This window comes from Streptomyces sp. UF-297 (genome assembly GCF_058245575.1).
In genome coordinates, this window is the sequence record NZ_JBSIBZ010000045.1 from 26,547 (window position 1) to 53,170 (window position 26,624).

General features: G+C 67.7%; 19 protein-coding genes and 1 other RNA gene. 12 read left to right on the forward strand and 8 right to left on the reverse strand.

Annotated features, from left to right (window positions below; genetic code table 11):
- Positions 1-43: 43 nt before the first annotated feature.
- A complete protein-coding gene (gene yaaA, locus AC4IJH_RS24200; protein WP_490853962.1) occupies positions 44-841 on the reverse strand; it encodes a peroxide stress protein YaaA in 798 nt (265 codons plus the stop codon).
- A 137-nt stretch (positions 842-978) separates the two neighbouring features.
- Between yaaA and AC4IJH_RS24205 the strand changes: the two genes are divergently transcribed.
- Positions 979-2,445, forward strand: a complete 1,467-nt coding sequence (locus tag AC4IJH_RS24205; RefSeq protein WP_490853930.1) for an RNB domain-containing ribonuclease — start codon at positions 979-981, stop codon at positions 2,443-2,445.
- Here the strand turns inward: AC4IJH_RS24205 and AC4IJH_RS24210 are convergent.
- Together AC4IJH_RS24210 and AC4IJH_RS24215 are read right to left on the reverse strand one after the other, a co-directional pair.
- Positions 2,396-3,145, reverse strand: coding sequence for a hypothetical protein (locus AC4IJH_RS24210; RefSeq protein WP_490853931.1), 750 nt, complete (start codon positions 3,143-3,145; stop codon positions 2,396-2,398). The genes AC4IJH_RS24205 and AC4IJH_RS24210 overlap by 50 nt on opposite strands.
- Positions 3,142-3,972 (reverse strand): MerR family transcriptional regulator, encoded by an 831-nt coding sequence (locus tag AC4IJH_RS24215; protein ID WP_490853932.1) that lies wholly within the window; start codon positions 3,970-3,972, stop codon positions 3,142-3,144. Before AC4IJH_RS24215 ends, AC4IJH_RS24210 begins: the two co-directional genes overlap by 4 nt.
- A gap of 128 nt (positions 3,973-4,100) precedes the next feature.
- Here AC4IJH_RS24215 and rnpB point away from each other — a divergent pair.
- Together rnpB and AC4IJH_RS24225 are read left to right on the forward strand one after the other, a co-directional pair.
- Positions 4,101-4,502: RNase P RNA component class A (gene rnpB / locus AC4IJH_RS24220), an RNA gene on the forward strand.
- Between the two features lie 1,176 nt (positions 4,503-5,678).
- Complete coding sequence (locus tag AC4IJH_RS24225) at positions 5,679-6,551, forward strand: DUF3387 domain-containing protein (protein ID WP_490853933.1); 873 nt, start codon at positions 5,679-5,681, stop codon at positions 6,549-6,551.
- A 110-nt stretch (positions 6,552-6,661) separates the two neighbouring features.
- On the opposite strand, the gene eccCa is transcribed toward AC4IJH_RS24225, so the two are convergent.
- Positions 6,662-10,627: a type VII secretion protein EccCa gene (eccCa, locus tag AC4IJH_RS24230; RefSeq protein WP_490853934.1), complete on the reverse strand. Its 3,966-nt coding sequence runs from the start codon at positions 10,625-10,627 to the stop codon at positions 6,662-6,664.
- A 195-nt stretch (positions 10,628-10,822) separates the two neighbouring features.
- Here eccCa and eccD point away from each other — a divergent pair, with 195 nt between their 5' ends.
- The 8 genes from eccD (at position 10,823) to AC4IJH_RS24270 (ending at position 19,558) form a co-directional block, all read left to right on the forward strand.
- A complete protein-coding gene (gene eccD / locus AC4IJH_RS24235; RefSeq protein WP_490853935.1) occupies positions 10,823-12,298 on the forward strand; it encodes a type VII secretion integral membrane protein EccD in 1,476 nt (491 codons plus the stop codon).
- A 176-nt stretch (positions 12,299-12,474) separates the two neighbouring features.
- Positions 12,475-14,031 carry a type VII secretion protein EccB gene (gene eccB, locus AC4IJH_RS24240; RefSeq protein WP_490853936.1) on the forward strand — a complete coding sequence of 519 codons (1,557 nt, stop codon included), beginning with the start codon at positions 12,475-12,477 and terminating at the stop codon, positions 14,029-14,031.
- 156 nt (positions 14,032-14,187) lie between these two features.
- Positions 14,188-15,309 (forward strand): type VII secretion-associated serine protease mycosin, encoded by a 1,122-nt coding sequence (mycP, locus tag AC4IJH_RS24245; protein ID WP_490853963.1) that lies wholly within the window; start codon positions 14,188-14,190, stop codon positions 15,307-15,309.
- 173 nt (positions 15,310-15,482) lie between these two features.
- Positions 15,483-15,956: a DUF2563 family protein gene (locus AC4IJH_RS24250; RefSeq protein WP_490853937.1), complete on the forward strand. Its 474-nt coding sequence runs from the start codon at positions 15,483-15,485 to the stop codon at positions 15,954-15,956.
- A 105-nt stretch (positions 15,957-16,061) separates the two neighbouring features.
- Entirely contained in the window at positions 16,062-17,567 is a 1,506-nt protein-coding gene (locus AC4IJH_RS24255; protein WP_490853938.1) for a WXG100 family type VII secretion target, read from the forward strand.
- A 40-nt stretch (positions 17,568-17,607) separates the two neighbouring features.
- Positions 17,608-18,804: a type VII secretion-associated serine protease mycosin gene (gene mycP, locus AC4IJH_RS24260; protein WP_490853939.1), complete on the forward strand. Its 1,197-nt coding sequence runs from the start codon at positions 17,608-17,610 to the stop codon at positions 18,802-18,804.
- 53 nt (positions 18,805-18,857) lie between these two features.
- Positions 18,858-19,199 carry a WXG100 family type VII secretion target gene (locus tag AC4IJH_RS24265; RefSeq protein WP_490853940.1) on the forward strand — a complete coding sequence of 114 codons (342 nt, stop codon included), beginning with the start codon at positions 18,858-18,860 and terminating at the stop codon, positions 19,197-19,199.
- Between the two features lie 62 nt (positions 19,200-19,261).
- A complete protein-coding gene (locus tag AC4IJH_RS24270; RefSeq protein ID WP_490853941.1) occupies positions 19,262-19,558 on the forward strand; it encodes a WXG100 family type VII secretion target in 297 nt (98 codons plus the stop codon).
- A gap of 1,323 nt (positions 19,559-20,881) precedes the next feature.
- Here AC4IJH_RS24270 and AC4IJH_RS24275 read toward each other — a convergent pair.
- Both AC4IJH_RS24275 and AC4IJH_RS24280 read right to left on the reverse strand, forming a co-directional pair.
- On the reverse strand, positions 20,882-23,212 hold the full coding sequence (locus AC4IJH_RS24275) for a DUF6571 family protein (RefSeq protein ID WP_490853942.1): 2,331 nt from the start codon (positions 23,210-23,212) through the stop codon (positions 20,882-20,884).
- A gap of 9 nt (positions 23,213-23,221) precedes the next feature.
- On the reverse strand, positions 23,222-23,680 hold the full coding sequence (locus AC4IJH_RS24280) for a hypothetical protein (protein ID WP_490853943.1): 459 nt from the start codon (positions 23,678-23,680) through the stop codon (positions 23,222-23,224).
- Positions 23,681-24,131: 451 nt separating this feature from the next.
- Between AC4IJH_RS24280 and AC4IJH_RS24285 the strand changes: the two genes are divergently transcribed.
- Positions 24,132-24,413 carry a hypothetical protein gene (locus AC4IJH_RS24285; RefSeq protein WP_490853944.1) on the forward strand — a complete coding sequence of 94 codons (282 nt, stop codon included), beginning with the start codon at positions 24,132-24,134 and terminating at the stop codon, positions 24,411-24,413.
- 247 nt (positions 24,414-24,660) lie between these two features.
- Here the strand turns inward: AC4IJH_RS24285 and AC4IJH_RS24290 are convergent, their stop codons facing one another.
- Together AC4IJH_RS24290 and AC4IJH_RS24295 are read right to left on the reverse strand one after the other, a co-directional pair.
- Positions 24,661-25,146 (reverse strand): cupin domain-containing protein, encoded by a 486-nt coding sequence (locus AC4IJH_RS24290; RefSeq protein ID WP_490853945.1) that lies wholly within the window; start codon positions 25,144-25,146, stop codon positions 24,661-24,663.
- Positions 25,147-25,319: 173 nt separating this feature from the next.
- A complete protein-coding gene (locus tag AC4IJH_RS24295; RefSeq protein ID WP_490853946.1) occupies positions 25,320-26,585 on the reverse strand; it encodes an MFS transporter in 1,266 nt (421 codons plus the stop codon).
- Positions 26,586-26,624 lie beyond the last annotated feature (39 nt).

Consider the following 26,624-nt stretch of genomic DNA (forward strand, 5'->3'; position numbering starts at 1 on the left):
GCAACGGGCGTTGCGCATGACGCAATGCGCCGCCGCTGTCGGCTCAGAGCTCGGTCACGATCACATCGATCGCCCACGCCTTGCCGCCCTTCGCGGGCGCCTCGGCCTCCACCGCGTACCCCAGCCCGCGCAGCGCCTCCACCAATTCCGCGGGGGAGCCCGGCTCCAGGCCCGCCGTCAGCAGGTCCCGGACCATGCGTCCCTTGGTGGCCTTGTTGAAGTGACTCACCACCGAGCGCTTCTCCACCCCGTTCACGATCTTCGACTGGAGCACCCGCACCGTCGCCGTGCGCTCGGCGACCTCGCCCTTGGGCTTCCACGCCGTCGCGTACGCCGCCGAGCGCAGATCCAGCACCAGTCCCTCGGCCGCGGCCTGCGGCAGCACCTCGGCCATCGGCGCCCGCCAGTACGCGCCCAGCGCCCCCAGCCCCGGCAGCTTCACCCCCATCGAGCAGCGGTAGGAGGGGATCCGGTCCCCGATCCGCACCGCGCCCCACAGCCCGGAGAACACCAGCAGCGAGCGCCCGGCCAGCTTCTTCGCCTTGGCGTCCAGGGACCCCAGGCCCAGCGCGTCGTACAGCACGCCCGTGTAGATCTCCCCGGCGGGCCGCGTACCGGCCGTCCGCAGCCCGGCGTTCTTGGCGATCTCGCCCTTCAGGCCGTCGCTGAGCCCCAGCACCTCCTGCGCCTTCGTCTCGTCCGCCGCACACAGCTCGACCAGCTCCGCCAGCACCTCGGCGCGCGCCGCCGCCAGCCCCGGCAGCGACAGCGAGTCCACATCCAGCGGGCTCCCGGCCCCGGAGGCGGCCTTCCCCTCGGACGGCGGCAGCAGCACGAGCACGGTGTTCTCCTTCACGTTCACAGCAGTACGGCGGACCCGACGGGTACGGCCCCCCCGAAAGCCTAGGCCGTACCAGGAGCCACTCCCGCCCGCCGCTTGCCGCGCCCCCGCGGCGCCGCGGCCATACGCTCGACACCATGCCCCGTCGCCATATGCATGTGACCGACGCAGCCGAGGCACCGCTGCGCGCCGCGCTGCGCGAACTCCGCCGGGACCTCGAACTCCCCGAGGACTTTCCCGCCGGGGCCCGGCAGGAGGCCGAGCGCGCGGCCCGCGAGCCGCGCCTGCCCTCCCACGACGCCACCGACATCCCGCTGTTCACCATCGACCCGCCCGACTCGATGGACCTGGACCAGGCGATGTTCCTGTCCCGGCGGGCGGGCGGCGGCTACCGCGTGCACTACGCCATCGCCGATGTCGCGGCCTTCGTCACCCCGGGCGGGGACCTGGACGCCGAGGCGCACCGCCGCGTGACGACCCTGTACTTCCCCGACGAGCGCGTCCCGCTGCACCCCGACACCCTCGGCGAGGGCGCCGCCAGCCTGCTGCCCGACCGGGACCGCCCCGCCGTCCTGTGGCAGCTCGACCTCGACGCGGACGGCGCGCTCATCGCCACGGACCTGCGCCGGGCCCTCGTACGCTCCCGGGCCAAGCTCGACTACGCGGGCGTCCAGCGCGCCATCGACTCCGAGACCGCCGAGGAACCGCTCAGCCTGCTGCGCGAGATCGGCAGACTGCGCGAGGAGCGGGAGGCGGCCCGCGGCGGCATCTCCCTCAACGTCCCCGAGCAGGAGATCGCCAAGAGCGCCGAGGGCGGCCCGGCAGGCGGCTACACCCTCGAATACCGCGCCCCGCTGCCCGCCGACGGCTGGAACGCCCAGATCTCGCTGCTCACCGGCATGGCCGCCGCCGACCTCATGCTCGACTGCGGCACCGGCATCCTGCGCACGCTCCCCACCGCCCCCGACGGCGCGGTCGCCCGCCTGCACCTGGCCGCCCGCGCGCTGGGCATCGACTGGCCGCCGCACACCTCCTACGCCGCCCTCGTGCGCACCCTGGACCCCCGGCACGCCGCGCACGCCGCCTTCCTCCAGGAGTGCACCACGCTGCTGCGCGGCGCCGGATACACCGTCTTCGACGGCACCGCGCCACCCCCGGCCGAGGCCCTGCACGCCGCCGTCGCCGCCCCGTACGCGCACGCCACCGCGCCCCTGCGGCGGCTGGCCGACCGCTACACCTCCGAGGTGTGCCTGGCCGCCGCTGCCGGCACCCCGGTGCCCGACTGGGTGCGTACGGCACTGCCCGGGCTCCCCAAGGAGATGGAGGCGGGCGGCCGGCGCGCCAACCAGGTCGAGCGCGCCTGCGTGGATCTGGTCGAGGCGGCCCTGATGCGCGGCCGGATCGGCGAGACCTTCGAGGGTTACGTCGTCGACGTCCAGGACGGCAAGCCGCGCCAGGGCACGGTCCACATCGAGGACCCGGCGGTGATCGGCCGCATCGAGGCCGCTCCCGAGGACCCGCCGCTGCCGCTGGGCGAGCGCCTGCGCGTCCGCCTCACCGCGGCCGAACCGGGCCGCGACCCGGTCCGCTTCGCTCCCGCCTGACGCCCCGCTCGTCGCCCGTTCGCGGGTGGCGGCCCGACGGCTGTACGGCGCGGGCCTCCCCGTCCGCGACCGTTCCCGTGGCCGTCCCCGCGGCCGCCTCCTCCACCGCCTTCTTGATCAGGGCGACCGCGGCCCGTGCCTCGTCCGCGTGGAAGCGGACCGTACGGACCTGCTCCGGCTCGCCCAGCAGCCGCACCACCGTGACCGGTTCGCACAGCTCGACGGTGATGTCGGTCTGCGAGGCGATGGGCAGCTCCAGCACACCCTCCCGCGCGGCCGCCCGCGCACCCGCCTTGTCCAGCTTGGGAAAGCGCAGGTCGTAGCGGACCGAGGCGATCCGCTCCAGCGGTATCCACACCTCGAACTGGGCGCTCCTGCGGACCCGCAGCCCGTCCGGGGCCAGGACGTGCGGCCGGGTCACCGCCGCGGCCTGGAAGCCCAGCACCATCAGCAGCGTGTAGAGATCCAGTACGAACACCACCAGCCGCACCGTCGGCGCCCCCGCCAGCATGAAGTGCAGCCCGACCGTCTCCACCAGGCACACGAAGCCCAGCCCGTACAGCGTCGAGGCCTGCGCCCGCGCGTACCCGATCATCCGGTCCCCGGGCCGCACCCCGTACCGCCGCCGCCCCACCCACAGGACCAGGCTCGCCAGCCACCGCCTCTCGTGCGCGGCCAGCCGCCCCACCACCGAGCTCACTGCCCCATCCCCTTCTCCCCCTGCATCTCCATCACCAGGCGCAGCGCCTGCCGCACCGCCTCCGCCTGGGCCGGTGCGAAGTCCGCGAACAGCGCCTGGACGAACCCGCCGCCCGCCTCCGCGTCCTGCGCCTTCGCCGCCTGACCGCCCTGCCTGCCGATCTGCTGCACCAAGTCCTGCGGAAGGCACTCGGCCAGCGCCCAGGCCGCCTCCGCCACCCGCGGATCGTCCGTCGCCGCCTGGGCCAGCTCGTCCAGCAGCTCATAGACCTCGTACGTACGCTGCACGGCCTGCGGCGTCGCCAGGGACTGGCGCAGCAGCGAGGTCACCCACTCCCGCTGCCCGGCGTCCATGCTCGACTCCAGCAGCGCCAGCACCTGGCGGTCCTTGGCCGCCATCGCGGGCTCCGGACCCGGCAGCGCGGCCTGGATCCGCCCCATCTCCGCGAAGAACGCGGCCAGTTGCGCGGACACCAGCCCCTCGGACGGCAGCCCGCCGTGCTCCTTGGCCTGCCGCAGCACCTGGGCCAGCCGGGCCCGCCGCGCCCGGATCGCCTCCTCCTGGCGCGCCAGGTCCGCGTCCAGTTCGGCGAGCACCTCCTCCAGCTCCCGCCCGGCGTCCTCGGCCATCACATCGCGCACCTCGTCCAGCCCGAGCCCCAGCTCGGCCAGCCGGCGCACCCGCGCCAGCGCCACCGCGTCGCGCAGCCCGTACTCCCGGTACCCGTTGGCCCGCCGCTCCGGCTCCGGCAGCAGCCCCAGGTGGTGGTAGTGCCGCACGGTCCGCGTACTGACCCCGGCCAGCGCCGCCAGCTCCCCGATCCTCATGAGCCCATTCCGATTCTCATGCCCTCACGCCTTCGCGTCCGGTCCCCATGAGCCCAAGTAGAAACGTTGCCGCTACGACAAGGTCAAGGCCCGCCCACCAGGCCAGGTAGCATGGTCGACACGGCGGACGAGCCGGCCGGACGGCCGCGTGGGGTTCTTGACGAGCCCCCCGAGGAACGTCCGGGCTCCACAGGGCAGGGTGGTGGGTAACGCCCACCCGGGGTGACCCGCGGGACAGTGCCACAGAAAACAGACCGCCGGGGGCTTCGGCTCCCGGTAAGGGTGAAACGGTGGTGTAAGAGACCACCAGCCTCCGAGGTGACTCGGAGGGCTAGGTAAACCCCACCCGGAGCAAGGTCAAGAGGGGCCGTTTCACGACGGCCCTGCGCGGACGACCGAGGGCTGCCCGCCCGAGTCCGCGGGTAGACCGCACGAGGCTGTCGGCAACGGCAGCCCTAGATGGATGGCCGTCTCCCTCCGGCCGCAAGGCCCGGAGGCGACAAAACCCGGCGTACAGGCCGACTCGTCCGCCCCCATGGCCCTGACCAGGCAAAACACTCTGGCCGGGGCCACTTCGCGTCACATGACGCCTCCCTCCCCCACCTGCGGTTTTCCCGCGAGTTCCCGCGCGATTGTGCACTGGTTGTGCACTGGTTGTGCACGCCGTCCCCTGGGGCATCGGGGCGCGCCAGCGGGCCGTGAACCGGTCGCGGCCGGGAGCCCCCGGCACTGGACCCAGAACATGCGACCGGGGGAAGCCGCATGTCAGCACGGGGCCGCTGGCGGTCCGGGCCGTCATCGGGTTGCAGCGGCAGACCGCTTGGCTGGGAGCAAGGGGGCGCAGGTTCGAAATCCTGTAGTCCCGACGGTGCAACGCAGGCAGGGGCCCATCTACGGGTGGGCCCCACCTATTTCCGGGAACCCTCGCCCCCACTCCCCCGACTCGGTCGACTCCTCCCCCTGCCCCGCACCGACGCCTGCTCCGGGAGCATCACCGGGCCGTTCCCCACTCCTCGAAGTGTGTTACTCGGCGCGCCCCCCTTCCGCCTCCAGTAATAGCCGCCCCGGAACCCGTGTTCCCACCGCACACCGACCGCCACTCTGCCCGTTCCGCCAAGTCGTGAACGCGCACAATGCTCTGTGGCAGGTAAGCAGCTCTGCTGCGTTTCACCGGTGGGGCCCCGGCAGCCTCCTACGGCTACCCCTTAACCGCGCCCATCGCGCCATCGGAGCCCGTTGTGGGCTCTCTGGCGTTGCTCGGTGATGGGGTGCCAGGATCGTGGGAGTTCAATTCGGAGGGGGGGCTTGTGCCAATAGCCCACGCCTTAACTCGCTATCAACCGAATTTATTCTAGGCTTTACGTAGCCTTTTGGCTACTGATGATGAGGAAATTGCTGATGACGTCAGCTCCGGTCCACACATGTAGCTCACGCCCGCTCGGCCGCTGAGTAGCGTTGCAGCTGAGCTAGCCTCCGCACAGGCAGCGTCGTGTCCCCGGCGGTTGGGGACGCCGTAACCTCCTCTTCCCCCACTGAAGATGGAGAGAGGGACACAATCTGCGGGAGCGCCGGGCCGCAGGTTCGCGTCCTGGGCGGGGGATTCGGGGCATGGAACGCACGGAACGGCGTCTCGGTAAGGGACGACCGATGGGGGCGCTACCGGTCGCGGAGTACCACCGGCCCCCGGCAACAAGGTGGAGCCGGGGGTGAAGCCGCTCTCCGTCCGCTTCAAGGAGAGCGCCTCTCGCCTCGACCGCTTCTACCGGATCTGCTCCATGAGCCGGGACATCACCGAGCGCTGCGCCGACCTAGAGGAAAGGCGTCGCGACATCGCCTTCTTCAGCGAGGTCCGCGGTTGGATGATCAAACTGGACACCGCCGAGCGCGACGCGACAGGCCAACCGGTCGCCACCGAGGTCCGTATCTACCTCGAACAGCTCGCCGCCTCCGTCGTCGATGCCGACGAGATCACCGATCTGTACGACCAGGCCGGCATAGGCCGCCTCGACATCACCCGCCTCAACGAAGCCCAGCTCCGCAAGATGGAGAACTCCGAGACCCCGCATCTGGTCGCCGAAGCGCTGCGCCGCATCATCCAGGAGAAGATGCGCGAGGTTACCAAGCACAACATCGTCCGCCACGATAGTTTCGCCGAGCGCCTCGACGACCTGATGCGGCGCTACATGCTCCAGCAACTCACCAGCGCCCAGGTGATCGCCGAACTCGCCGCTATGATCCAGGAAGTTCTGGCGGAAGCAGATCGAGGAGACCGCTTCGACCCGCCACTGAGCCCCGCAGAACTCGCCTTCTACGACGCCGTCGCCCACCGCGACATGGCAGAGCTTATGGCTGGCGGCGACGAGACCCTGGCCAAGATCGCTCGAGCGCTCGTCGCGGACATCCGCAAGAACCTGTCCGTCGACTGGCTCTCCCGTGAACCCGTGCGTGCCAAGCTCCGTACCCGGATCCGCCGGGTCCTGGCCAAGTTCGACTACCCACCGAAGGAAGAGGAAGAGGCGATCAAGCTGATCCTCAAGCAGATGGAGACCTTCGCACGGGAGTGGGCGCCTCAGGCGTAACAGGCGGCACGGGCCTGATCGGCTCACTTCATGGTCAGGCAGCTGGCCTCGTGCTCCAAGGAAGGAATCAAGCCCAGCCACCCGACGCGTCATTACGACCTTGCCGGAGGCTATTGGCTAGGCAGCCAGCCGAGTTGGACCAGTGGCGTGCCGCGTTTGCGGGTGACGTAGTGAGCGCGACCGGGGGGCATGGGGTGGGCGCGGGTCGTGCCCAGGATGTCGCCTTCGTTGGGGTCGCCGGAGAGGATCAGACCCTGGGCGCCGAGTTCTTTGAGGCGTTGGAGGACGGGTTCGAAGAGGGCGCGGGAGATGCCGGCGGTGGTGCGGGTGATGACGAAGTGGATGCCGGTGTCGCGGGCGTAGGGGAGTTTGTCGGTGAGGGGGGAGAGGGGGTTGTTGGTGCTGGTGGCGATGAGGTCGTAGTCGTCGAGGAGGACGAAGAAGCGGGGGCCGGTCCACCAGCTGCGGTCGCGGAGTTGTTGGGGGGTGGTGTCGGGGGTGGGTTCGCGGCGTTGCATGAGGGCGGCGAGGGCGGTCATGTGGGTGGTGAGGGTGGCGTCGGTGGGGGCGTATTCGAGGAGGTGGGAGGAGGGGATGGCGTCGAGGAGGGTGCGGCGGTAGTCGCCGACGACGATTTTGGCTTCGTCGGGGGTGTAGCGTTCGGCGATTTTGTGGGCGATGTGGCGCAGGGTGGCGGTCTTGCCGGATTCGCTTTCGCCGAAGATGAGGAGGAAGGGGTCGGTTTCGAAGTCGACGTAGACGGGGGCGAGGTGGGTTTCGTCGAGGCCGAGGGGGATGCCGCGGTCGGGGTGGTCGGCGCCGTTGGGGAGTTGGTGGGCGGGGACCTTGTGGGGCAGGAGGCGGACGGCGGGGGCGGGTGGGCCGGACCAGGCCGCGGCGGCGGTGCGGATGAAGTCGGTGGTGGCGTCGGCGAGGTCGTCGGTGGTGTGGGTGGAGTCGGTGCGCGGTAGCGCGGCCATGAAGTGGAGTTTGGTGGGGGTCTGGCCGCGGCCGGGGACGCCGGGTGGGACGTTGGCGGCGACTCTGCGGTCGAACTCGGAGTCCATGGGGTCGGGGAGACGCAGTTCGAGGCGGCCGAGGAGTTGGTCCTTGAGGGCGGCGCGGACCTCCATGTGGCGGGAGGCGGTGAGGATGACGTGGATGCCGAAGCCGAGGCCGCGGGAGGCGATGTCGGTGACGACGGGTTCGAGGAGTTCGTATTCGTCCTTGAAGGGGCCCCAGCCGTCGATGAGGAGGAAGACGTCGCCCCAGGGCTGGTCGGGGAGTTGGCATTCGGCGCGGCGTCGGCGGTAGGTGGCGATGGTGTCGATGGACTGGGCGCGGAAGTATTCCTCGCGGCGGGCCAGGATGCCGGCGACCTCGGCGATGGTGCGGCGGATGCGTTCGGGGTCGAGGCGGGAGGCGACGGAGCCGACGTGCGGGAGGTCGGTCATGGAGCTGAGGGCACCGCCGCCGAAGTCGAGGCCGTAGAACTGGACTTCGGCGGGTGTGTGGGTGAGGGCGAAGGCGCCGATGAGGGAGCGCAGCAGGGTGGACTTGCCGGATTGGGGGCCGCCGATGATCAGGAGGTGGCCGGTGGCTCCGGAGAAGTCGTGGTAGAGGATTTCGCGGCGCTGTTCGAAGGGCTTGTCGACCAGGCCGAGGGGGACGGTGAGTTTGCCTTCGAGGTGGTAGGTGGCGGCGTGCAGGCCGCGCTCTGGGGTGGTGGCCAGGGTGGGGAGGAGTTGGTCGAGGGCGGGGGCCTTGTCCAGGGGCGGGAGCCAGACCTGGTGGGCGGCCGGGCCCTGGCCTTCGAGGCGGCGGACGATGACGTCCAGGACGGTGTCGGCGAGCCCGTCGTCAGTTGAGGGTTCGGCAGCGGGGGTGTCCGGGGACGGGGGGATGTAGGTGATGGGGACGGCGGGGGCGGTGAAGAGGGCGGCGCGGCGTGCGAGGGGGAGCGGGCCTTCTTCGGTGCGGTGGGTGCCGGTGTGGTGCGTACCGGAGACGTAGGCGGCCTTGAAGCGGGTCATCTCGTCCGTACCGAACTTGAGGTAGCCGGAGCCGGGGACGGAGGGGAGGTGGTAGGCGTCGGGGACGCCCAGGGCGACGCGGGATTCGGCGCCGGAGAAGGTGCGCAGGCCGATGCGGTAGGAGAGGTAGGTGTCCAGGCCGCGCAGGCGTCCTTCTTCCAGGCGCTGGGAGGCGAGGAGGAGGTGGACACCGAGGGACCGGCCGATGCGGCCGATCTGGATGAACATCTCGATGAAGTCGGGCTTGGCGGTGAGCAGTTCGCTGAATTCGTCGATGACGATGACGAGGGAGGCGAGCGGGGTAAGGGCGTGGCCGGCGGCGCGGGCCTTTTCGTAGTCGTGGATGTTGGCGAAGTTGCCTGCGCGGCGCAGGAGTTCCTGGCGGCGTTGGAGTTCGCCGCGTAGGGAGTCGCCCATGCGGTCGACCAGGGAGAGGTCGTCGGCGAGGTTGGTGATGACGGCGGCGACGTGGGGGAGGTCGGTCATGCCGGCGAAGGTGGCGCCGCCCTTGAAGTCGGCCAGGACGAAGTTGAGGGTTTCGGAGGAGTGGGTGACCGCCAGGCCCAGGACCAGGGTGCGCAGGAGTTCGGACTTACCGGAGCCGGTGGCGCCGACGCACAGGCCGTGCGGGCCCATGCCGTTCTGGGCGGCTTCCTTGAGGTCGAGCATGACGGGCTGGCCGGCCTCGTCGATGCCGATGGGGACGCGGAGGCGTTCGGCCTGGGAGCGGGGGCGCCAGGTGCGGGCGACCTCGATGGCGGCCGGGTCGCCGAGGTCGAGGAGGTCGGTGAAGTCCAGGTTGGCGAGGAGGGGTTCGCCTTCGTCGTGGACGTCGATGCGGAGGGGGGCGAGTTGGCGGGCGAGGGTGTCGGCGCGTTCGAGGGAGAGGGTGTCGGGGGTGCCGTCGTAGCGGGAGACGGCGGACTGAAGGCGCAGGCGGGCGGGGTGGGCACCGGTTGCGGGGTGGACCTGTACGGCCAGGCCGCCGCGGGGCTCGTCCAGGTCGCCGGAGATGACTTCGATGACGGTGACGCCTTGTAGGCCTTCGGGGGTGGCGAAGGCGGAGTCCGCGGGGACCATGCCGCCGTCCAGGACGAGGACGAGGTGCGGCTGGTCGAGGAGGGGGGCGGCGTCGCGGCTGAAGCGGGGGCGGTCGGAAAGGTGGTCGGCGAGGAGGGTTTCGAGTTCGGTGAGGTCGTCGGCGAAGAGGCGGCGGGTGCCGGCGCCGTCCAGGGAGCTGGGCAGTTGGGTGTGCGGCAGCCATTTCGTCCACTCCCAGCGCTCGATGGCTCCGGGGGCGGCGACGACGGCGACCATGAGGTCCTGGGGCGAGTGCAGGGTGACGAGTTGGCCGATCAGGGCCCGTGCCGTGCCGTGGGCGGAGGCGGGGTCGCCGGAGACGGTGACGTGGTAGAAGGCGCGCAGCGAGACGGCGACCGGCATGTGCGGCAGCGAGCCGTGGGTGGTCAGGAAGCGCTGCATGACGCCCGCGGTGAGCGGTTCGAGTTCGTCGACGGGTGCGGTGTCGGGGGCGATGAGCGGGGTGGCGAGCTGCTGGGTGCCCAGGCCGATGCGGGCCTGGCCGAAGTCCGCATCGCCGATGCGCCGCTCCCACACGCGGGTGCCTTCGGCGACGACCGACCAGAGCTGGTCGGGGGCGGGGTGGAGGTAGTGCTGGGCGTTGCGCTGAGCCGTTGCCGTACGGCGGATCCGGCGGCGGGTCTGGGCCAAGTACTTGAGGTAGTCACGGCGACTTTGCGCCATTTCCCCCTGCGTACCGCGGCGATAGCGGACCACCTGGGCGACGACCATGCCGATTGTTGAAACGAGCATTAGCGCGCCCATGATGCGCATGAAGCCGGGCATCCCCGGCATGAAGAAGAACACCACCGACGAGCCCATGCCGATCATCGGCAGGAGCTGCATCAGCACGCCCTCCTGCTGCCCGCGCGGCAGTTCCGGTGGCGCTTCGAGCCGCAGCTCGTCACTGGGAACGTCCGGCGGAAGCGCCCGCGGCGGGCGCTTGACGACGATCTGACTCACCGCGCACCAATCCCTCGGTTCCCTCACGTGCGGGAATCCCTTGATACGGGCAGGCGCATTTCGTACCCATCGCCTTCTGGCGACGGCGCCCCCCGCGCCAGGCGATCCTACTGCCGACTAATGTGACTGGTGGGGGAAGGGTTTCGTGGCACGGCCGGCCTGACCCGCATCGGACGGGAACAGGGGGACGAGAAGTTGAGTACGAGCGTGGGCACCGGCTTTCGCAGGGTCGCTGTGGTCGCCCCCGACAGCCGTATCGATGTGGCCCTGCCCGAGAACATCCCGGTCTCCGACATCTACCCTCAGATCCTGCGGCTGACCGGCCAGACTCAGCCCCCGGACGCACCGACCGGCTACTACCTCTTCCGCGGCGACGGCACCGCCCTGGACAGCTCCCGCACCCTCGCCGACCAGCGGGTGGTGGACGGTGAGATGCTCCACCTGCGGCCCTTCGCACAATCGCTGCCACCGGCCGTCTTTGATGATGTCTCCGACGCCGTGGCCTCCGCCGTCACGCGCGATCGGCGGCTGTGGAACGACGGCATGCTGCGCGGGGCGGGTCTGGCCGGAGTCGGCGTGCTGCTGGTCCTTCTCGCCTTCGTGCTGTGGAGCGCCGATCCCGTACGGCACGACGTGCACAGCCTGCCCGGCATCGTCGCCGGTACGGCCGGGCTGCTGCTGGCCGCGCTCGCGGGCGTACGGGCACGGGTCTACCGCGACCAGCCGTCCGCCGTCGCCCTCGGCCTGGGATCGCTGCCGATCGTGCTGTGCGCGGGCTCGGGAATTATCGGCCCGGACGCCGGACAAGGGGCAGGGCGGCTGCAGTTCCTGCTGGGGTGCATTGCCGTACTGGTTGTCTCCGTCGGGCTGGTCGCGCTGTCGCCGCAGGGCGATGCGCCGTTCATCGCTGCGGTGTTTGTCGCCGCGGTCGGCACCGTCGCGGCCTTCCTCGCCATCATCACCGAGGCAACGGCAACTCAGGCCGCGGGTGTCTGTATCCCTGCGGCCATCGGCCTCATGGCCTTCCTGCCCGGACTCTCCACGCGCCTGGCCCGGCTGCCCATCGGCTATGTGACGCCGCGAAGCCTGGCCGAGCGGGATGCGGAGACGGACCCCAGCGGTACGGATCCCCTCGGGCCGGAAGCTGTCGACGAGCAGCGCATCGCGGCACAGGCCCGCCGCGGCCACGAGTTGCTCTTCGGGCTGCTCGGCGGCTGCTGCGTGGTCGTCGTCGCAGCGGCAGGCGTCCTTGGATTCTCGGCCTCGATGTGGGCTCAGCTCCTTGCCCTGGCGGCCGGTCTGGCGACGCTGTTGCGTGCCCGGCTCTTCCGCTACACAGCGCAGGTTGTGTGCACGCTCGTCGCGGGGCTCGGCGCGCTGGTGCTGCTCGTACTGGGCATGGCCGTCCATCCGCCGACCAGAGCGCTTACCGACTTCCTCGCGGGTGACCGTGCCCGGATGGACTTTCACACGCTGTGGCTGGCGCTCGCCCTCGTCGGCGGAGTGGCGCTGCTGACGTTGGTGGCGCTCACCGTCCCGAAGCGAGGTCTCACTCCGTTCTGGGGACGTGCCCTCGACCTCACCGACGGGCTGCTTCTGCTGTCCCTGATGCCGCTGTGCCTGGCAGTCCTGGACCTGTACAGCCGGGCGCGCAGCATGACCAGTGGGTGAGAGCCGGTGACGTACGGGGCGCGGTGACCAGCAACTCCTGGCCTCTGTACGGCGAGAGTGACGGACGAACGGCAAAGTGCCGGATAGGCCCACCGGCGGCAGTGTTCGGGGCCGGGGAAGACGAGACCGAATATCCGAATAGTCGAATTAGCGGTCGCAGGGGGAAGCGCAGCACCATGGCATCACGGCGGGACGAGCTCAACGGCTACACCTTCGCCAAGAAGCGGCTGGTGGCTGCCTTTTTGCAGCCCTCACCGGATCGTACGGACGAAGGCGCCCCAAGCCCCCTGCGCGCCGTACTCCCCGGCCTGGTCATCGCCGCACTCATCCTGGCGGGATTCGGCGCCTGGGGCATGTTCCGGCCCAAGGCCCCCAAGGGCTGGGACAAGCCCGGCCAACACGTCATCGTCGGCAGCAAATCCGCCACCCTGTACGTCGTCCTCAACACCGGGGGCAAGCGGCAACTGCACCCCGTACTCAACATGGCCTCCGCCCGACTGCTGCTGAAAACCGAGCAGTTCAACCTTCTCAAGGTCGACGAGAACGAGCTCGACAACGGGAAGATCCCGCACGGGCCAACCCTCGGCATTCCGTACGCACCGGACCGTATCCCGGAAGCCAAGGAGGCGGAAAAGCGCAAACGCTGGGCGGTCTGCGAGCAGCCGGGGAGCAACGGCAAGTCCGTACAGAAAGCGACGTTCCTCCTCGCCGACCGCGACGCGGAAAAGGTAGAGGGCCCGGGTCGACTCCACGGCGGCCAGGTGCTCTACGTCCAAGAGACCGGCGGCGCCGAGGGCGCGCGCTATCTGATCGACCCCAAGGGCACCAAATACCTCATCAATGGCGGCCGCGACACAGAACTCCTGCTGCGCGCGCTGGTGGGCAGCAGACAGCCACAGCAGGTCACCAAGGACTGGCTGGCCACCTTCCACGACGGAACACCGATCCAATTCCCCGCCCTTCAAGGGACGGTTGGCCAACCGGCCGGCATCAAGGGACTCGGCGCGCGAGAGAACCGCGTCGGCATGGTGCTGCGCGCCACCACCGGCGCTGGAGCCCAGCAGTACGTCGTCCTGCAGGGCAAGGTGGTCCCGGTCTCGGACTTCGTCGCCCGGCTCCTTCTCTTCTCCCAGCAGACAGCCCAGCTGGAACAGCGCAACCGGCCCACCGAGGTGGACGCACAGTCCTTCACCCCGCAGACCGAGAATCTCTTCGCGGAGAAGGAATGGCCGCAGGCGGTTGCCGAGCAGGCCAATACGGCCACGGCCCAGGGAAACCGCGACACGGTGTGCAGCGTGCTGCGCGACGTATCCAAAACCGGCGGCACGGAACTCAGTACATGGGCCGGGACAAGCTACCCGCAGCAGGTCGTCAATGGTGGCACCAGCGCCTACGTCACCCCCGGAACGGGCCTTTTCTACAAGCAGATCCAGGCCGGAGACGTGAACTCGGGTGCGACCTTCCTGGTGACGGACACGGGGCTGCGGTACGGCGTCCAGGCGAACAACGACAGCAGCGCGAAGCAGTCCGGCATCGGAGCGGACGATACGTCGCCAGACGGCGGCAAGGACAAGCAGCAGGGCACGAAGAAGCAGCAGGAGTCCCACCAGGCGCAGATCCTGCTCGGGTACAAGGACATCAAGCCCGTACTGGTGCCGGCGAACTGGTCGACGTTCCTGCCGATGGGACCGCGGCTGGACACCAAGGCCGCCCGGCAGCCGCAGGGCTCGTAAGGAACGGGGGACCCACAGGTGGGGAGGAAACGCACTGCGGCATGGCCGGCGGCCGTGCTGCTCGTAGCCGCGACGGGCGCACCCTCGCCCGCGATGGCAGCAGGCGGGGAGGACGTCACCCCCGTACCGGAGGGCAACGGCGCGTGCACCTTCCCCATGAAGCAGCAGATCAAAGAGCGCCCCTGGTCCCTGCAACGCCTCGTCTTCGACCGCCTGTGGCAGGACACCAAGGGACGTAACGCCACAGGCGACCCGGTCCGCGTCGCCGTCATCGACACCGGCGTGGACAACACCAACCCGCAGCTCACCGCCGCCGTCGACGCCAAGAGCGGCTGGGACTTCCTGACCAAGGCCAAAGACGCGGACCCGAAGGCGCCCAAGGACGGCACGTACGACCCGGTGGGCCACGGCACCAAGGTCGCGGGAATCATCGCGGCCCGCCCCCGCCCGGGCACCGGCTTCGTCGGCCTGGCCCCCGAAGCAACGATCATCCCCATCCGCCAGAACGATGAGAAGGGCACCGGCACCGCCGCCACCCTGGCCCAGGCCATCCGCAAGGCCCTCGCCGCCCGCGCGGACATCATCAACATCTCCCAGGACACCGCCAAACCGCTCTCCCACGACTCCGACCTGGCCGCAGCCGTACGGGAAGCACGGGCCAAGAACGTCGTTGTAGTCGCCTCCGCGGGCAACGACGGCGTCGACGGCCAGCTCAAAGAGACCTACCCGGCGGCCTACGAAGGCGTCCTGGCCGTCGCCTCCTCCGACCGCAACAACGAGCGCGCTCCCTTCTCCCAGAGCGGCCACTTCATCGGCGTCGCGGCCCCTGGCGTGGACATGGTCTCCACCGTCCCCAAGGGCGGCCAGTGCGTCGACAACGGCACCAGCTTCTCCGCCCCCTACGTCGCTGGCGTCGCCGCCCTCCTGAAGGCCAAGCACCCCGACTGGAAGGAACACCAGATCGTCGCCCAGATCGAGCAGACCGCCGAACGCACCGTCAACGGCCACGACAGCTTTGTCGGCTGGGGCGTCGTCGACCCCGTACGCGCCCTCACCGAGGACGACCGCCCCATCGACAAGCCCACCGCCGACAGCGGCCCGTCAAAGGCCACACCCCCCGACCCGATCGCCCTACCGACCGGTGAAACCCCGCAGGAGCGAGCGGAGCGGTACGCGACCTACGGCCTGGGCGCCGGCGGCGTCGCGGTCGCGGTGATCGCGGGAACGGCAGTGGTGTGGCGTGATGTCCGTCGCCGCTCCAACCGTGTCAATGAGTAGCTGTACCTACGTTGTTGAGGAACGCGACACATGAGCCCAGTGGTGGACGGAACTACCATTCATGATCAGAGCGATTGGCGCTTTTCGAACCCCTTGGCGCAACACAACCGGTCGATGTCATAGGTGGTGACTAGAGTGGCTCCTGACGTTAGTGACTTACGGGGGGAAGCGCTATGGGGACCGACGAAACCACGACCACGCAGGTCAACGGAGTTGCGCCGATGACCCAGAGCGCGGCGCTGGCCGTCGAGGCCGAGACGCTGGGTAAGTTCAAGAAGCGGGTCGATGACCTGCTGGCGCGTCTGAGGGCATCAAACGCGGACCCCGGAACGCTGAGCCAGCGCACCATCGCCCGGTCTTCCTTCGGCCAGGGATTCGCCGAGGCGGAAGGCCTGGCCGCCGCCTACGAGAAGGTTCTCTCCCAACTGGAGACATTCTCCAAGGCGTTCAGCGATCAGATTGAGACATTGAGCATCGGCTCCCAGGTCGCCGAGCGCGGATACGAAGCCGTGGATACCGATGTGAAGCAGCGCCTGGCCGAGATCCAACGTCGCACACAAGGGTTGTACAAAGCACCGCAGCCGGACCAGCGATCCGCTGATCCGCACATGGGCAGCGGGCAGTCCGCAGGCGCCGACGGCATCTAACGCGACGGGGGACAAATGGCGGGGAACACCGGAACTTCCGGCAGAAGCAACTTCGAGGGACAGTCCCACCGCGCCCTCTACGGGATGGTGGCCGGCGGAAACCACATGGAGATCGGGCTCATGGGCACGAGCCTGGTCGACGCCGGCAAAGAGATCGACAGGATCGCCACCGAACTCAAGGCGCATATCGACCAGGTGCAGTGGGAGGGCGACGGCGCCGACGCCTTCCGCCAGTGGGGCCATGACACCGTCAAGGAAAGCCACAAACTGGGCCGCTTCACCCAGAACACCGGCGACGCAATCGTCGAAGCCGCAGGCGCACTGGGCCAAGCCAAACTGATGCCCAAGCCGAAGCAGGACAATTACGTAGAACTGGACGGCGGAGCACCTGGTGCATCCGGCCCGAAGAACGGTGTAACCGCCCCGTCCCTCATGAAGGACCCGGAGCGGGAAGAGGCCGTCGCCGAGATGAACCGGCTGGCCTCCTACTACCGGACCGCCCAGGAGAAGATCGAGCGCCAGGAGCCGCCCAACTTCAGGCCGGCGTCGGGGTTCGTACCGGAGGCCGAGGAATGGGGCAAGCGGAGGGCGGACTATGCCCTGGAATCATCGACAAAGAGCGGACACGAGCAACCGGCTGGTTCTACGCGAAGCAACTCGTCATCCGTTGAGAGCGCGGGCAGGCAGTACGGTGGCTCGCCCCGCTCAATCATCAGTGACGTACCCCAGGACCGACAGGTCGGTACGGCCATCGACTCCACCGCGCCTGCCGTCCTGCCCGACGCTTCGCCGTCGTACAAAATTTCGACTCCGCCCCAGCCTGATGGCCCCGGGGCGCCCCCTCCGACGGCCATGCCCGGGGGCCTACCGGTTCCTGGGGGAGTGGAAGCGCCCACCACGTCCCGGGATGTTGTACGTGGCCAGCAGCCGGTCACCAGCCGCCCGAGTATCACGCCAGCTCGGCCCAGCTGGCCCGTAGACGACGGCATCACCGGCGGTACGGCCCAACCCCAGCAACGCGGAGGCGGCTCCACGGTTCGCCCCCGCTTGCCGGGCGGGACGGTTATCGGCGAGCAGCCCGGTGTGATCCCGCCCCGGGCGACCGGCCCGGCCACGAAACTGCCCGCGGCCTGGAATGGCACCGCCCCGGGCAGCCCGGAGACGGCGGGTCGGCACCTGGCCGTTCCGCCCGGAGGAAGCGTGGACTCGCGCCGCGGCCCGGTGGGGGGTGAGGAGCGCGGTCCGATGCGGCACGGCGTGACCGGTGGCGGTCATCCGGGCGGCGTGGCCACCGGTGGACGCGAGGGGGCTCCGCGTGTTCCCGGCCGCCGCCTGGCCTTCGAGCCCGGCAGCACGATGGGCACAGCCACGCCCCCAACCGGGGTGGGGCACAGCGCGATGCCGACGCCCTCCGGCCGATCGAGGGAATTCACGCCGGGCGGCTCCGGCCTGACGCGCGGCAGCACACCCAACGGCGTACTGCCCGCAGCAGGCGGCGCAGCGTCCGGGGCTCGGCGCCGTACGCCTGCTCAACGGCCGGGCTACCTCCGGGAAGACGAAGAGACCTGGGCCGCAGACCACCCGCCGGTGCTGCCCCCGGTGATCGAATAGCCCGGATGAGTTCGTGGAACTGACAGGAGAATCCCGCATCGTGACCCGTCCAACCAAGAGTGCGCGGCGGACGAGCCGGATGTCGGCAGCTGTGGTTGTCTGCCTCACAGTGCTGTGCCTGGGGACGCTCATGCCGCTGGCTGCCGCGGCGGACAAGCGGCCCCGCCAGTGGTATCTGGATGCGATGCAGGCCGAGAGCATGTGGCAAACCAGTACAGGGGAGGGCGTCACCGTCGCCGTGATCGACAGTGGCGTAAACAACTCCGCACCCGAACTGCAGGGACAACTGCTCCCCGGCAAGGACTTCTCAGGCCAAGGACACGGTGCCAACTACGACGATGAAGGCCACGGCACCGGCATGGCCATGGTCATCGCCGGTAAGCGGAACGGGGCCGGCACATGGGGCCTGGCACCGAGCGCGAAGATTCTCCCGATCAGAAGCGTTGGGAAGAAGGGCATTGCCAGCATGGCTCAATCGATCCGATATGCGGCGGATCGGGGAGCGAAAGTAATCAACATTTCCCAGGGCGGGCCAGTAAGCGATACGGCAAAAGCTCAGCTGCAACCAGCAGTTGACTATGCGAATCAGAAAGGGAGCTTGATTTTCGCGGCGACAGGAAACCACGCTCAGGAAGGTAACGCCGCAGACTATCCCTCGAGCCTACCCGGGGTGGTTGGAGTCGGTGCCGTGGACAAGTCGCTGAAAGCCACAAAGTTTTCGGTGTACGGGCCGCAAGTTGCGCTCGCAGCACCCGGGGTCGATGTGCCCAACCGTTGCACGGAACAACTGCTGGACTGCACCACATGGGGCACGAGCGACGCCACTGCCATTGCCTCGGCCTCCGCAGCACTGATCTGGTCCGCGCACCCGAACTGGACGAACAACCAGGTGCTGCGGGTCATGTTGGAGACCGCCGGGAAGCCGGAGGACGGCAAGGTCCCCAGCAAGTACCTGGGTTACGGAATCGTCCGTCCCCGCAAGGTCCTGCTGGACAAGGAGGGCGATCCCGGCCCCGCCCACATCAATCCCCTTCTCGCGGCCCGGGAGACCGCTACGCCAGATCAGGCTCCGCGGCCCAAGCAAGACCAGAGAACGGTCGGTACCGGGGCGGCGCAGAAACCGGCCAACTCATCCGATGATTCCGCGTCATGGCCGGTCATTGCTGGAGGCGCCGCAGCAGTGGCGGTGGCAGCGGCCGTCGGTGGCCTGTTGATTGCTCGCCGACGCCGGGCGTAATACACGCCACCCACATCACGTATCTCTCACTCATTCATGGCGAAAGGTGAACCATGGCAGGCAATACCGCACTTACCTATGCGGAGATCGAGAACCTTAAGAACGAGATTCAGAGCGGCAGTCAGGCGATGACGGCACAGCTGCGCACGCTGGTCAACGCCATCGCCGCGGTCGAATCGACGTGGACTGGTCAGGGCGCCGGCGCCTTCCGCCAGGCCCAGACGGCACTGAACGAGGACCACGCCGCGCTGCGCCGCACCCTGGACACCCTCAACGAGGCCATCGCCCGCACCAGCACCACCAACCAGGCCAACGACGCCGAGGTCCGCGCCAGCTTCCGCAGCGTCGACACCGGCACCAACGGTGGCACAGCCAGCTCCATCGGCAACTACTAAACGGCGCAGACACCAACCACACCCAGCCCACCAACCAATCAGCCACCACCAGTGGGGGAAACATGGCAGGCGACCAGAACCTCCGGGTCACCTACGGCGCGGTCGAGCAGACCGCAGCCGACATCGAGCGTGCAGCCAAGGAACTGCAGGCCGAACTCGACAAAATCTGGAGCGCAGTCAAGCGCGTCTCCGACTCCTGGGAGGGTGAGGCACACCAGGCGTTCCAGGCCGCGGAGCGGCAGTGGAACTCCCGGGCGAGCCACATCCAGAGCACTTTGCAGCAGGTTTCAACCAAAATCCGTGCGGGCAGCGCGGACTACCAAGCGACGGACCGCCGGGCTGCTGGCTTCTTCCACTAGCAACCGACGGGCGGCACGGTGTGGGGTGGGTGCTCCGTTGGACGGGCGCCCACCCCACCATTCTGGATATGCGATGTGTGCCCGCGTGGTTGTGCCGGTCCGCAGGCGGATAGCTGTGGAGTAGCTGAGGCGGCGGAACTCGGAGCGGGGGAACAGGTCGGCGGTCTCGTCCTGACCACTCGCGGCGTCGCGTGCCGTGATGCCGCGAGGCAGTGCCCGATCCGTTCATCGGCAGCTCCTATCCGTGACCAGGTATCGGTCTCCGGGCGAGTCATGAGCACTCTTGCGGATCCCGTGGCCGATCGTTTCGCCACGGCGGGTGTCGCCGACCACCTCAGAATGCAACGTTCAGAGGGAGCCGGTGGGTTTGTCGCACGCCTCGCGATAGCACCACATTTGCAGAGTGAGGCGCGGAGGCATACATGCCCGGTCCGGGGATGGTGGGCACGGCAGCCAGGTCCGGCACGCCGGGGACCGCAGGCTACTGGCGGTCTTTTTGCCACAAATTTTATGGGCATGGGTGTCGGTGAGAAGAGGTGCCTTGCACTGGTGGTCGCTGAGGCCGACCGCATACTGGGCGATAAGGAGCCAGAGGAACCCGCCCCACGCTGTTGCTGTCAGTAGGGGTAAGGCTCGGCTCCATGTTCGTGCTTAAGCTTGTCCGCCTTGGCCTGTATTGCCCGTTCGTTCTCTTCTGCGTCAATCATGTCGCACTCTCGATTCAGCTCCAATGGGCACCGGACCGTTGTGGGCAAGTTAAAGAGAGCCGCACCTGAGGCTGACTCTGCGATGGATCTCTTACTGCCCTGCGCCTGCCTGTGTCTCTGTAGCACGTGGTCTGACACGGTTGAAGGCGACAATGGCGACTGCACCCGCTATAGCGAGGGTAGAGAACCCAAGGCGCTGAGTGCGAGCGACCGCGCAGTCTGCATTGCGAGTCGCAGCTCCGGAATCCTCGTGTGGAGAGATCACGGAGCCGCACTCTAGACTTCGAGTCTCGTTATCGAACACGCCATAAGTCTTCTCGAAGTTGAGCGGAAACATGAGCGCAGCCGCAGCGCCTACACAGAGGAGTACTGACGAAATCAAGCGAATCGTATGCGCGGACACAATCCTGCTATTTTGACCGGCCACCTTCGGGGTGCTGGGGGTATTAGAATCATTGATCTTATCTGGCATGTGCATCCTCCCTGTGGGGATTATTACGCCTCGAAGGCTGCGATTGCTGCGTGATGGTCGTGGTCATTAGAGGCGTTGTACGGTAGGCGACTGGCTTTTAATCTGTTGCAGTTCTAGCCATTTCACCCAGTAGGGTGTTTGATGTTACGAGCGGCCAAGGATAGTGAGTGCAGTTGTTCGGGAGACAACATAGCTCTGTGATGCCTCATCTCGCATATTGTCGATCATGGCATCCTTAAACGGGTTCTTCTTCCGCTCTATTGCCCAGTTATTAATCAAGTCGTCCACACCCTTGCTCTTGGCTTCGAGATCCCTGGTGCTCTGCGCCTTAGCGACCTGATCGGCCTCCGCTTTTACATCATTTGCCCACTCGTACGTTGCCGCATCAAGCACGCGCTGAGCAGCATCGCCTACGATGGGGATTGCCGTGATGGGTGTGCCGCCTCCATGGTAGGAATACTTGGCAACATCATCCGCCCAGGATTTTCGAGTATCACGATTGTCGAGGATGACATCGGTGCCGATGGCGTTGAAGGTTCCCAAACCCCTACCAGCTTCTCGGGCGCGCGTGTCCCAATTCTCGGTACCCCGGCCGGGGGTAGCTGGTGCTGCTGTCAATGATTCTGCAGCCTGAGACCGTTCCGCCTCGTAGAGCAATGTGAAGTTATCGGGAGATTCAGAAAGGCCACGCAGGATTCGGGTCAGACTTGCCTTGGACGGGTTTATGTGTCCCCCATGGCTGTCCGATCGTGCATTCCCTCCTTGATGGTGATCGAATTCTGGGTCATCGGACAGAATTTTATGAGTATCCCCAGCGTAATTGGCTAGTGACCGAGCCAAAGGGGCTTGTAGATTGCGATGTACACTTTCGCCGTTTGCATCTTTGTCGATGAGTTCGATGGTGTGATGCATCACCCGAGCCTGCTCGATGCTGTGCCTGCCGCTACTTTCGACTTCAGGGGAACCCGAAGGATTTCCGGTTGTTGCGGCTTCTAGGGCAGCAGCCAATCCACTGCGACTGTCTTTGTCCTCGGCGTCGGCGCCTTCGATTGCGTGCTGCAGCTCGCCGTGCCAGTTGACGGTGTCGACCACATTCCAGTCCCGCTTGCTGAGGAGATAGTTCAGCCTGTCGTTCTGTTCGCTCTTGTTGTCCAGGGGGTTCGGGTCGCTGTTGGGGTCGAGGTATGCCGTAGCGGCGCCCGGCTCGTGGCTCATGACGTTGAGTACGCCGTCGAGGGGGTCATTGGCGAACCAGCCGTCGCGCTTGCCGCTGTAGTCGCCTTGGAGGTCCCAGATGTTGGGGTTGCCTCCCTTGGACTTGTCTTCGGCGGTGCGGATGTCGTCCGCCAAGTCGTGCAGGAACTGTGGGGAGTAGCCACTGCCCTGCTGCATGAGGGTGACGAGGCTTTGGTAGCCGCGTGTCTGCTGGTCGCGGTAGGGACTGACGGAGTTGACCCGGTTGGTGACGGCTTCGAGGTCGTACGTTTCGACGCCTGCCTTCTTCAGCCCGCTGTGCCACTCCCGGTAGAAGGAGGAGTCTGAACTCTTTAGCCACTCTTGGTACTTCTGGTTGTACTCCTTCGAGCCGATGGGGTACTTCTCGGCCCATTTCGGGAGCCGGGTCGCGGTGGCGAGGGTGGTGGCCAGGCCCTTTTCTGCGGTGAGGTAGTCCTTCTTGTGGGCCTTGTCGTTGTAGTAGGCGAGGTCGTTGAGGCGGTTGGTGAGCAGGATTGTGCCCTTGGGGCCGAGGCTGTCGAGGAGCGTGCGGCTGAAGGCTGTGTCGTGGTTGTTGTCTCGAAACAATCGGTTCATCTCGGCCAGCTCGGTGGCGGAGAGGTGGCCGGCGGAGTTGAGCTTGTTGGCCAGTTTGAGGGCGGCGTCGGCTTCGACCTTCTCGATATCGCCTTCTGCCAGTGAGTTGAAGCCGTCGGTACCGGTGAGGAAGGTGTTGGAGGCACTGCCTGTGACGGCGGCCCGCAGGGCGAGCTTTACGCCGTAGTCGGCATCGTCGATGGCAGCGACAGCGCTCTCGATGCGCTTGGTCCAGTCGTGCTCGGCGTGCCGGAACTCCGGATCGCGGCGCATGGCGTCCGCGGCCGCTTTCGACTGTTTGCTGTAGTCGAATGTGGCGATGCCTTGGGCATCGACCTTCATGCCGGCCTCTACGGCTTCCGTGACGGCTGCTTTGACCTTGTTCCGTAGGCTGGTGAACTGAGCGTGAGCGTCCCGGAGGATGGAGGCAATGGCACGTGCTTCCTTCTGTGCCGCTTCGTACTGCTTGGACGTCACGTCCATGCTGGGACGGGCAGCCAGGGCGGCCTGCCCCTGCCAAGTGCCGTCCATCGTGGTGCCTTTGACCTGGCCGTCATAGGCCGCTCGAGTGCCCGCGAACTTGCTGGCCGCCTCATCCCACCGGGCCGCGGCCTTGGTGAGGAAGGAGAAATCGGTGGTCATAACCTGCTGGTAGGTGAGCACAGAACCTCCTCAGAAGCGGGTGAGCTTGGACGGGAGGTCGGGCTTCGGGGGGCCTTGTGGACTATCCGGTGCGCCCTCGCTGAAACGGCCCGCGACCTCACGGTCGTTGTTCTGAAACAGCCGGTTGGCACCGCGTATCCCGTCCTTTTCCGAGGCGAGGCGTGCTTGGAGGTTTCTGACCGACGCTTGCCATCCCTTGGTCGCGTCGTTGATGCCCAGCGCTGTGCCCCAGCCTTGGAACTCTTCGGCAGCGGACTCCATCGCATCATTTGCCCAACCACCAGCAGTCTTGGTGCCGGGCTCGATCTCGCTCTCCAGCGCGGCGATGGCGGCCTGCTTCCTGGCCGGGGACGACAGGAAGTCTGCGCCGGCACCAGGGCCGGAGGGCAGTTGGTTCAGCCGAGTGTGGGCTTCTTGCTGGGACGCCGCGTTGGACCGGAGCTTGTCCCATTCCTCACTGAACGTCATTGATCCCCCCGTTGGGATGGCACCTGGTGTGGTGGGTGCGTTGCATGTATGGAGGTGAAGTTAGCAAGTGGGTACGACAGGCAGCACCTGCTGAGGTGGGTTATCGGCCGGACGGCAAGCCGAGTTCGACGATGAGACGCAGAACGGGAGTGTGCGGCCGAGCCTTGGGGGCCGCCCCGGACGGCCGCTGGCTGGACTACCTGCCTACCCCGGAGCGGCCTTTGGCCAGGCGTACCGGCCTCTTTGGCTCTAACGGTTCGTGCCAGGACCGTTCTCAGCCGTCGGCGGCATAGCGGGATTGAGTATCTGTTGCCATCGGCTGAGTACGTCAGCCGATGGCCCAGCTGCCGCCCGGCCCGCTTCAGTAGCGCACATGACCTTACCTACCCCCGTCCCGCATCCGGCGCCCTAGGAGACCCCGGAGCAGACACGAGGCAGCCGGATTACGGCCATGATCGGACTCGGCCTGCTGGTGCCGGCCCACATTGTCGGCACTGTTGCCCAGGCTGCGCAACAGATGGCGCGTGACTCGTGTTCCGGTGCGGGCTGCCACTACGGCTTGATCAACTACTCGCCCTGGGCCCTGGTCCTCCTCGGTATCTCGTTCGGACTTGGCCTTGTCGTCCTGGCGCTGCCTCCGCGCGGTTTCTCATGGCACCTGCTGCGCCTGCTCTTCGTCGCGGTGCAGTGGATTCTGCTGCCGCTGCCCGCCCTCATCTGCGGCTACCCGTGAACACCCCTGGCACTGAAGGCCGCTGGCAGCCTGGTTACGCCGCCCGACAACTTGCGGAGTTCCCGGCGTACAGGCCGACTCGTCCCTCGCCGGGGCCAGGAACTGGGGTTTGGCCTGGTTCCCGGTCCCGGGTCGTGTTCTTCTTTTGTTTGTCGTGAGATGTGCCAGACCCCCGGGGCGGTGCGTCCCGGGGGTCTGGATTACATCCTGCGTGCGCAGTTCAGATGGGTCGGACTGGGCGTATGCGTCAGCGGATCACGTCGAATTCCAGGGCGACCTTGGCGGCCGTCTTGGTGTCGATTTCGAACTGCTCGGCGGACGGGCGCTGCACGCCGTCGGCGGCCGAGATGCCCAGCTTCTTGAAGTAGCCCTCCGTGCCGCCCGGCGTGTACCAGGCCAGCATTTTGACGGGCTTGTCGCCAAGGACGCTGTAAGTGTGGGCCTTGCCCTTGGGCAGGAAGACGAAGGAGCCCGCCGCGGCCTTCTCCACGCGGCCCTCCCAGCGGAGTTCGAGCTCGCCCTCAAGGAGGTAGAACGCCTCGTCCTCGCCGTGGTGCGTGTGCGGCGGGGCGCCCGAACCGGGGTAGAGCACTACCTCCAGCAGGCCGAAGGCGCCGCCGGTGTCCTTCTTCTCCGCCTTGAAGGTGTAGTGGTCACGGAATACCCACCTGGTGTCACCCTCGCCCTCGGCGACGTGGATGAGCTCTGGAGCCGACTGCTCTTGCGTAGTCACTCATTTCTCCCTTTATGGAAATTCTGTTCTGTGTATGGGGTCATTGCGATGGACGCCGTTCTGGGGAGGCGTCAGATCCGATGGGGTTTACGGGAAATGGGTCACCGCTGCCCCGTCGCTTACTGGATCGCGTTCACTGGATCGCGTCTCCTGCTGGATTGCGGCGGACCGTGTCATCCAGTGGTGCGGCGGCGCGCGGACCAGGCGGAGAGGCAGACGAGGCCGATGCCGATGAGCAGGACGACCGCGAGGAGCAGTGCCAGGCCGGACAGGCCCCCCAGGGCCTGCGGGAGTTGGGCACCCAGGCCGACTCCGAGGTTGAGGATGAAGCTGTAGATGGCGGTGGCGGTGGCCCGTGCGGGCCCCGCGCTGGTGCCGATGGCCTGGATGAGGGCCGGGCTGACGGTGGAGATCGCCAGCACGAAGACGAAGAGCGAGACGCCGAGGCTGAACACGGTGTCCGAGAACAGCGCGGCGCCGAGGAGTCCGACGGCGCCGACGGCGAAGCCGAGGGCGGTCCTGACCAGCGGGGAGATGCGTCCCATGACCGGCGCGAGCAGGACGGCGCCGACCATGGCGGGCAGGGCGCTCGCCCGCAGGGCCAACATGGTGTCGTGGTTCCCGACGACTTCCTGCGGGCCGTAGAGCTGCACCCCGGTGTAGATCGCGGTGAGGCTGCCGAGGACGGCGAGGGAGGCGATGAAGAGCGTGAGGATCGAGACGTTGCCCAGCACGCCTGCGGTCCGGCCCTTGGACCCCCGGGCCGGCAGGTCCTTGGCCAGGTCGGGGAGCATGACCCGCCGGGCCACCGCCGCCATGACCGCCAGCACCGGCGCCACCAGCCAGAACGCCCACTGCCAGCCGAGCGAGGAGCCCACCAGCTGCCCCAGGACCTGGCCGACGATCAGTGCCACGCCCAGGGCGCAGGACACCACGGTGAGGGCCAGTGCGAGCCGCCGGCCCGGGACCCGCTCGCTCAGGTAGACGTACACCACCGGCGTGAACACACCGGCCATCACGCCCTGGAGGACGCGCAGCAGCGAGCCGGTGACGAGATCGGCCGCGAACGGCACGAGTACGGTCGCCACGGCCATGGCGGTGATGCTTGCGACGACCACGCCGCGACGGCTGTAGCGGTTCGAGAGGGAACCGCTCAGCAGCGAACCACCCGCGTAGGCGATGGAGAACGCGGTGGTCGCCCAGGTTGCGGAGCCCTGCGTCACGCCCCACGCGTGACCGATGTCCGACATCAGCGGGATCGCTACGTACCCCTGGCTGACGATGACGATGGCGGCGACGGCCAGGACCACGAGGGTGGTGCCGAAGGGGAACTGTTCGGCACGGTCCTCGGCCGTCAAGGGAACCGCCGGGGCAGAAGCCGATTTTCCGGCCAGGGGGACCGCGGCAGTTGTGCCGGCCGAGGTCGATATTTTCGACACCAGAATTATCTCCTTTACGCGGCCTGATCCGGTCAACGT

What these genes read in the sequence shown, in the direction of transcription:
- AC4IJH_RS24205 (WP_490853930.1), top strand. Translation starts at nt 979, where the DNA reads ATGCCCCGTCGCCATATGCATGTGACCGACGCAGCCGAGGCACCGCTG.
- AC4IJH_RS24215 (WP_490853932.1), bottom strand. Translation starts at nt 3,972, where the DNA reads ATGAGGATCGGGGAGCTGGCGGCGCTGGCCGGGGTCAGTACGCGGACC.
- eccB (WP_490853936.1), top strand. Translation starts at nt 12,475, where the DNA reads ATGGCATCACGGCGGGACGAGCTCAACGGCTACACCTTCGCCAAGAAG.
- mycP (WP_490853963.1), top strand. Translation starts at nt 14,188, where the DNA reads ATGAAGCAGCAGATCAAAGAGCGCCCCTGGTCCCTGCAACGCCTCGTC.
- AC4IJH_RS24250 (WP_490853937.1), top strand. Translation starts at nt 15,483, where the DNA reads ATGGGGACCGACGAAACCACGACCACGCAGGTCAACGGAGTTGCGCCG.
- AC4IJH_RS24255 (WP_490853938.1), top strand. Translation starts at nt 16,062, where the DNA reads ATGGAGATCGGGCTCATGGGCACGAGCCTGGTCGACGCCGGCAAAGAG.
- AC4IJH_RS24265 (WP_490853940.1), top strand. Translation starts at nt 18,858, where the DNA reads ATGGCAGGCAATACCGCACTTACCTATGCGGAGATCGAGAACCTTAAG.
- AC4IJH_RS24270 (WP_490853941.1), top strand. Translation starts at nt 19,262, where the DNA reads ATGGCAGGCGACCAGAACCTCCGGGTCACCTACGGCGCGGTCGAGCAG.
- AC4IJH_RS24280 (WP_490853943.1), bottom strand. Translation starts at nt 23,680, where the DNA reads ATGACGTTCAGTGAGGAATGGGACAAGCTCCGGTCCAACGCGGCGTCC.
- AC4IJH_RS24285 (WP_490853944.1), top strand. Translation starts at nt 24,132, where the DNA reads ATGATCGGACTCGGCCTGCTGGTGCCGGCCCACATTGTCGGCACTGTT.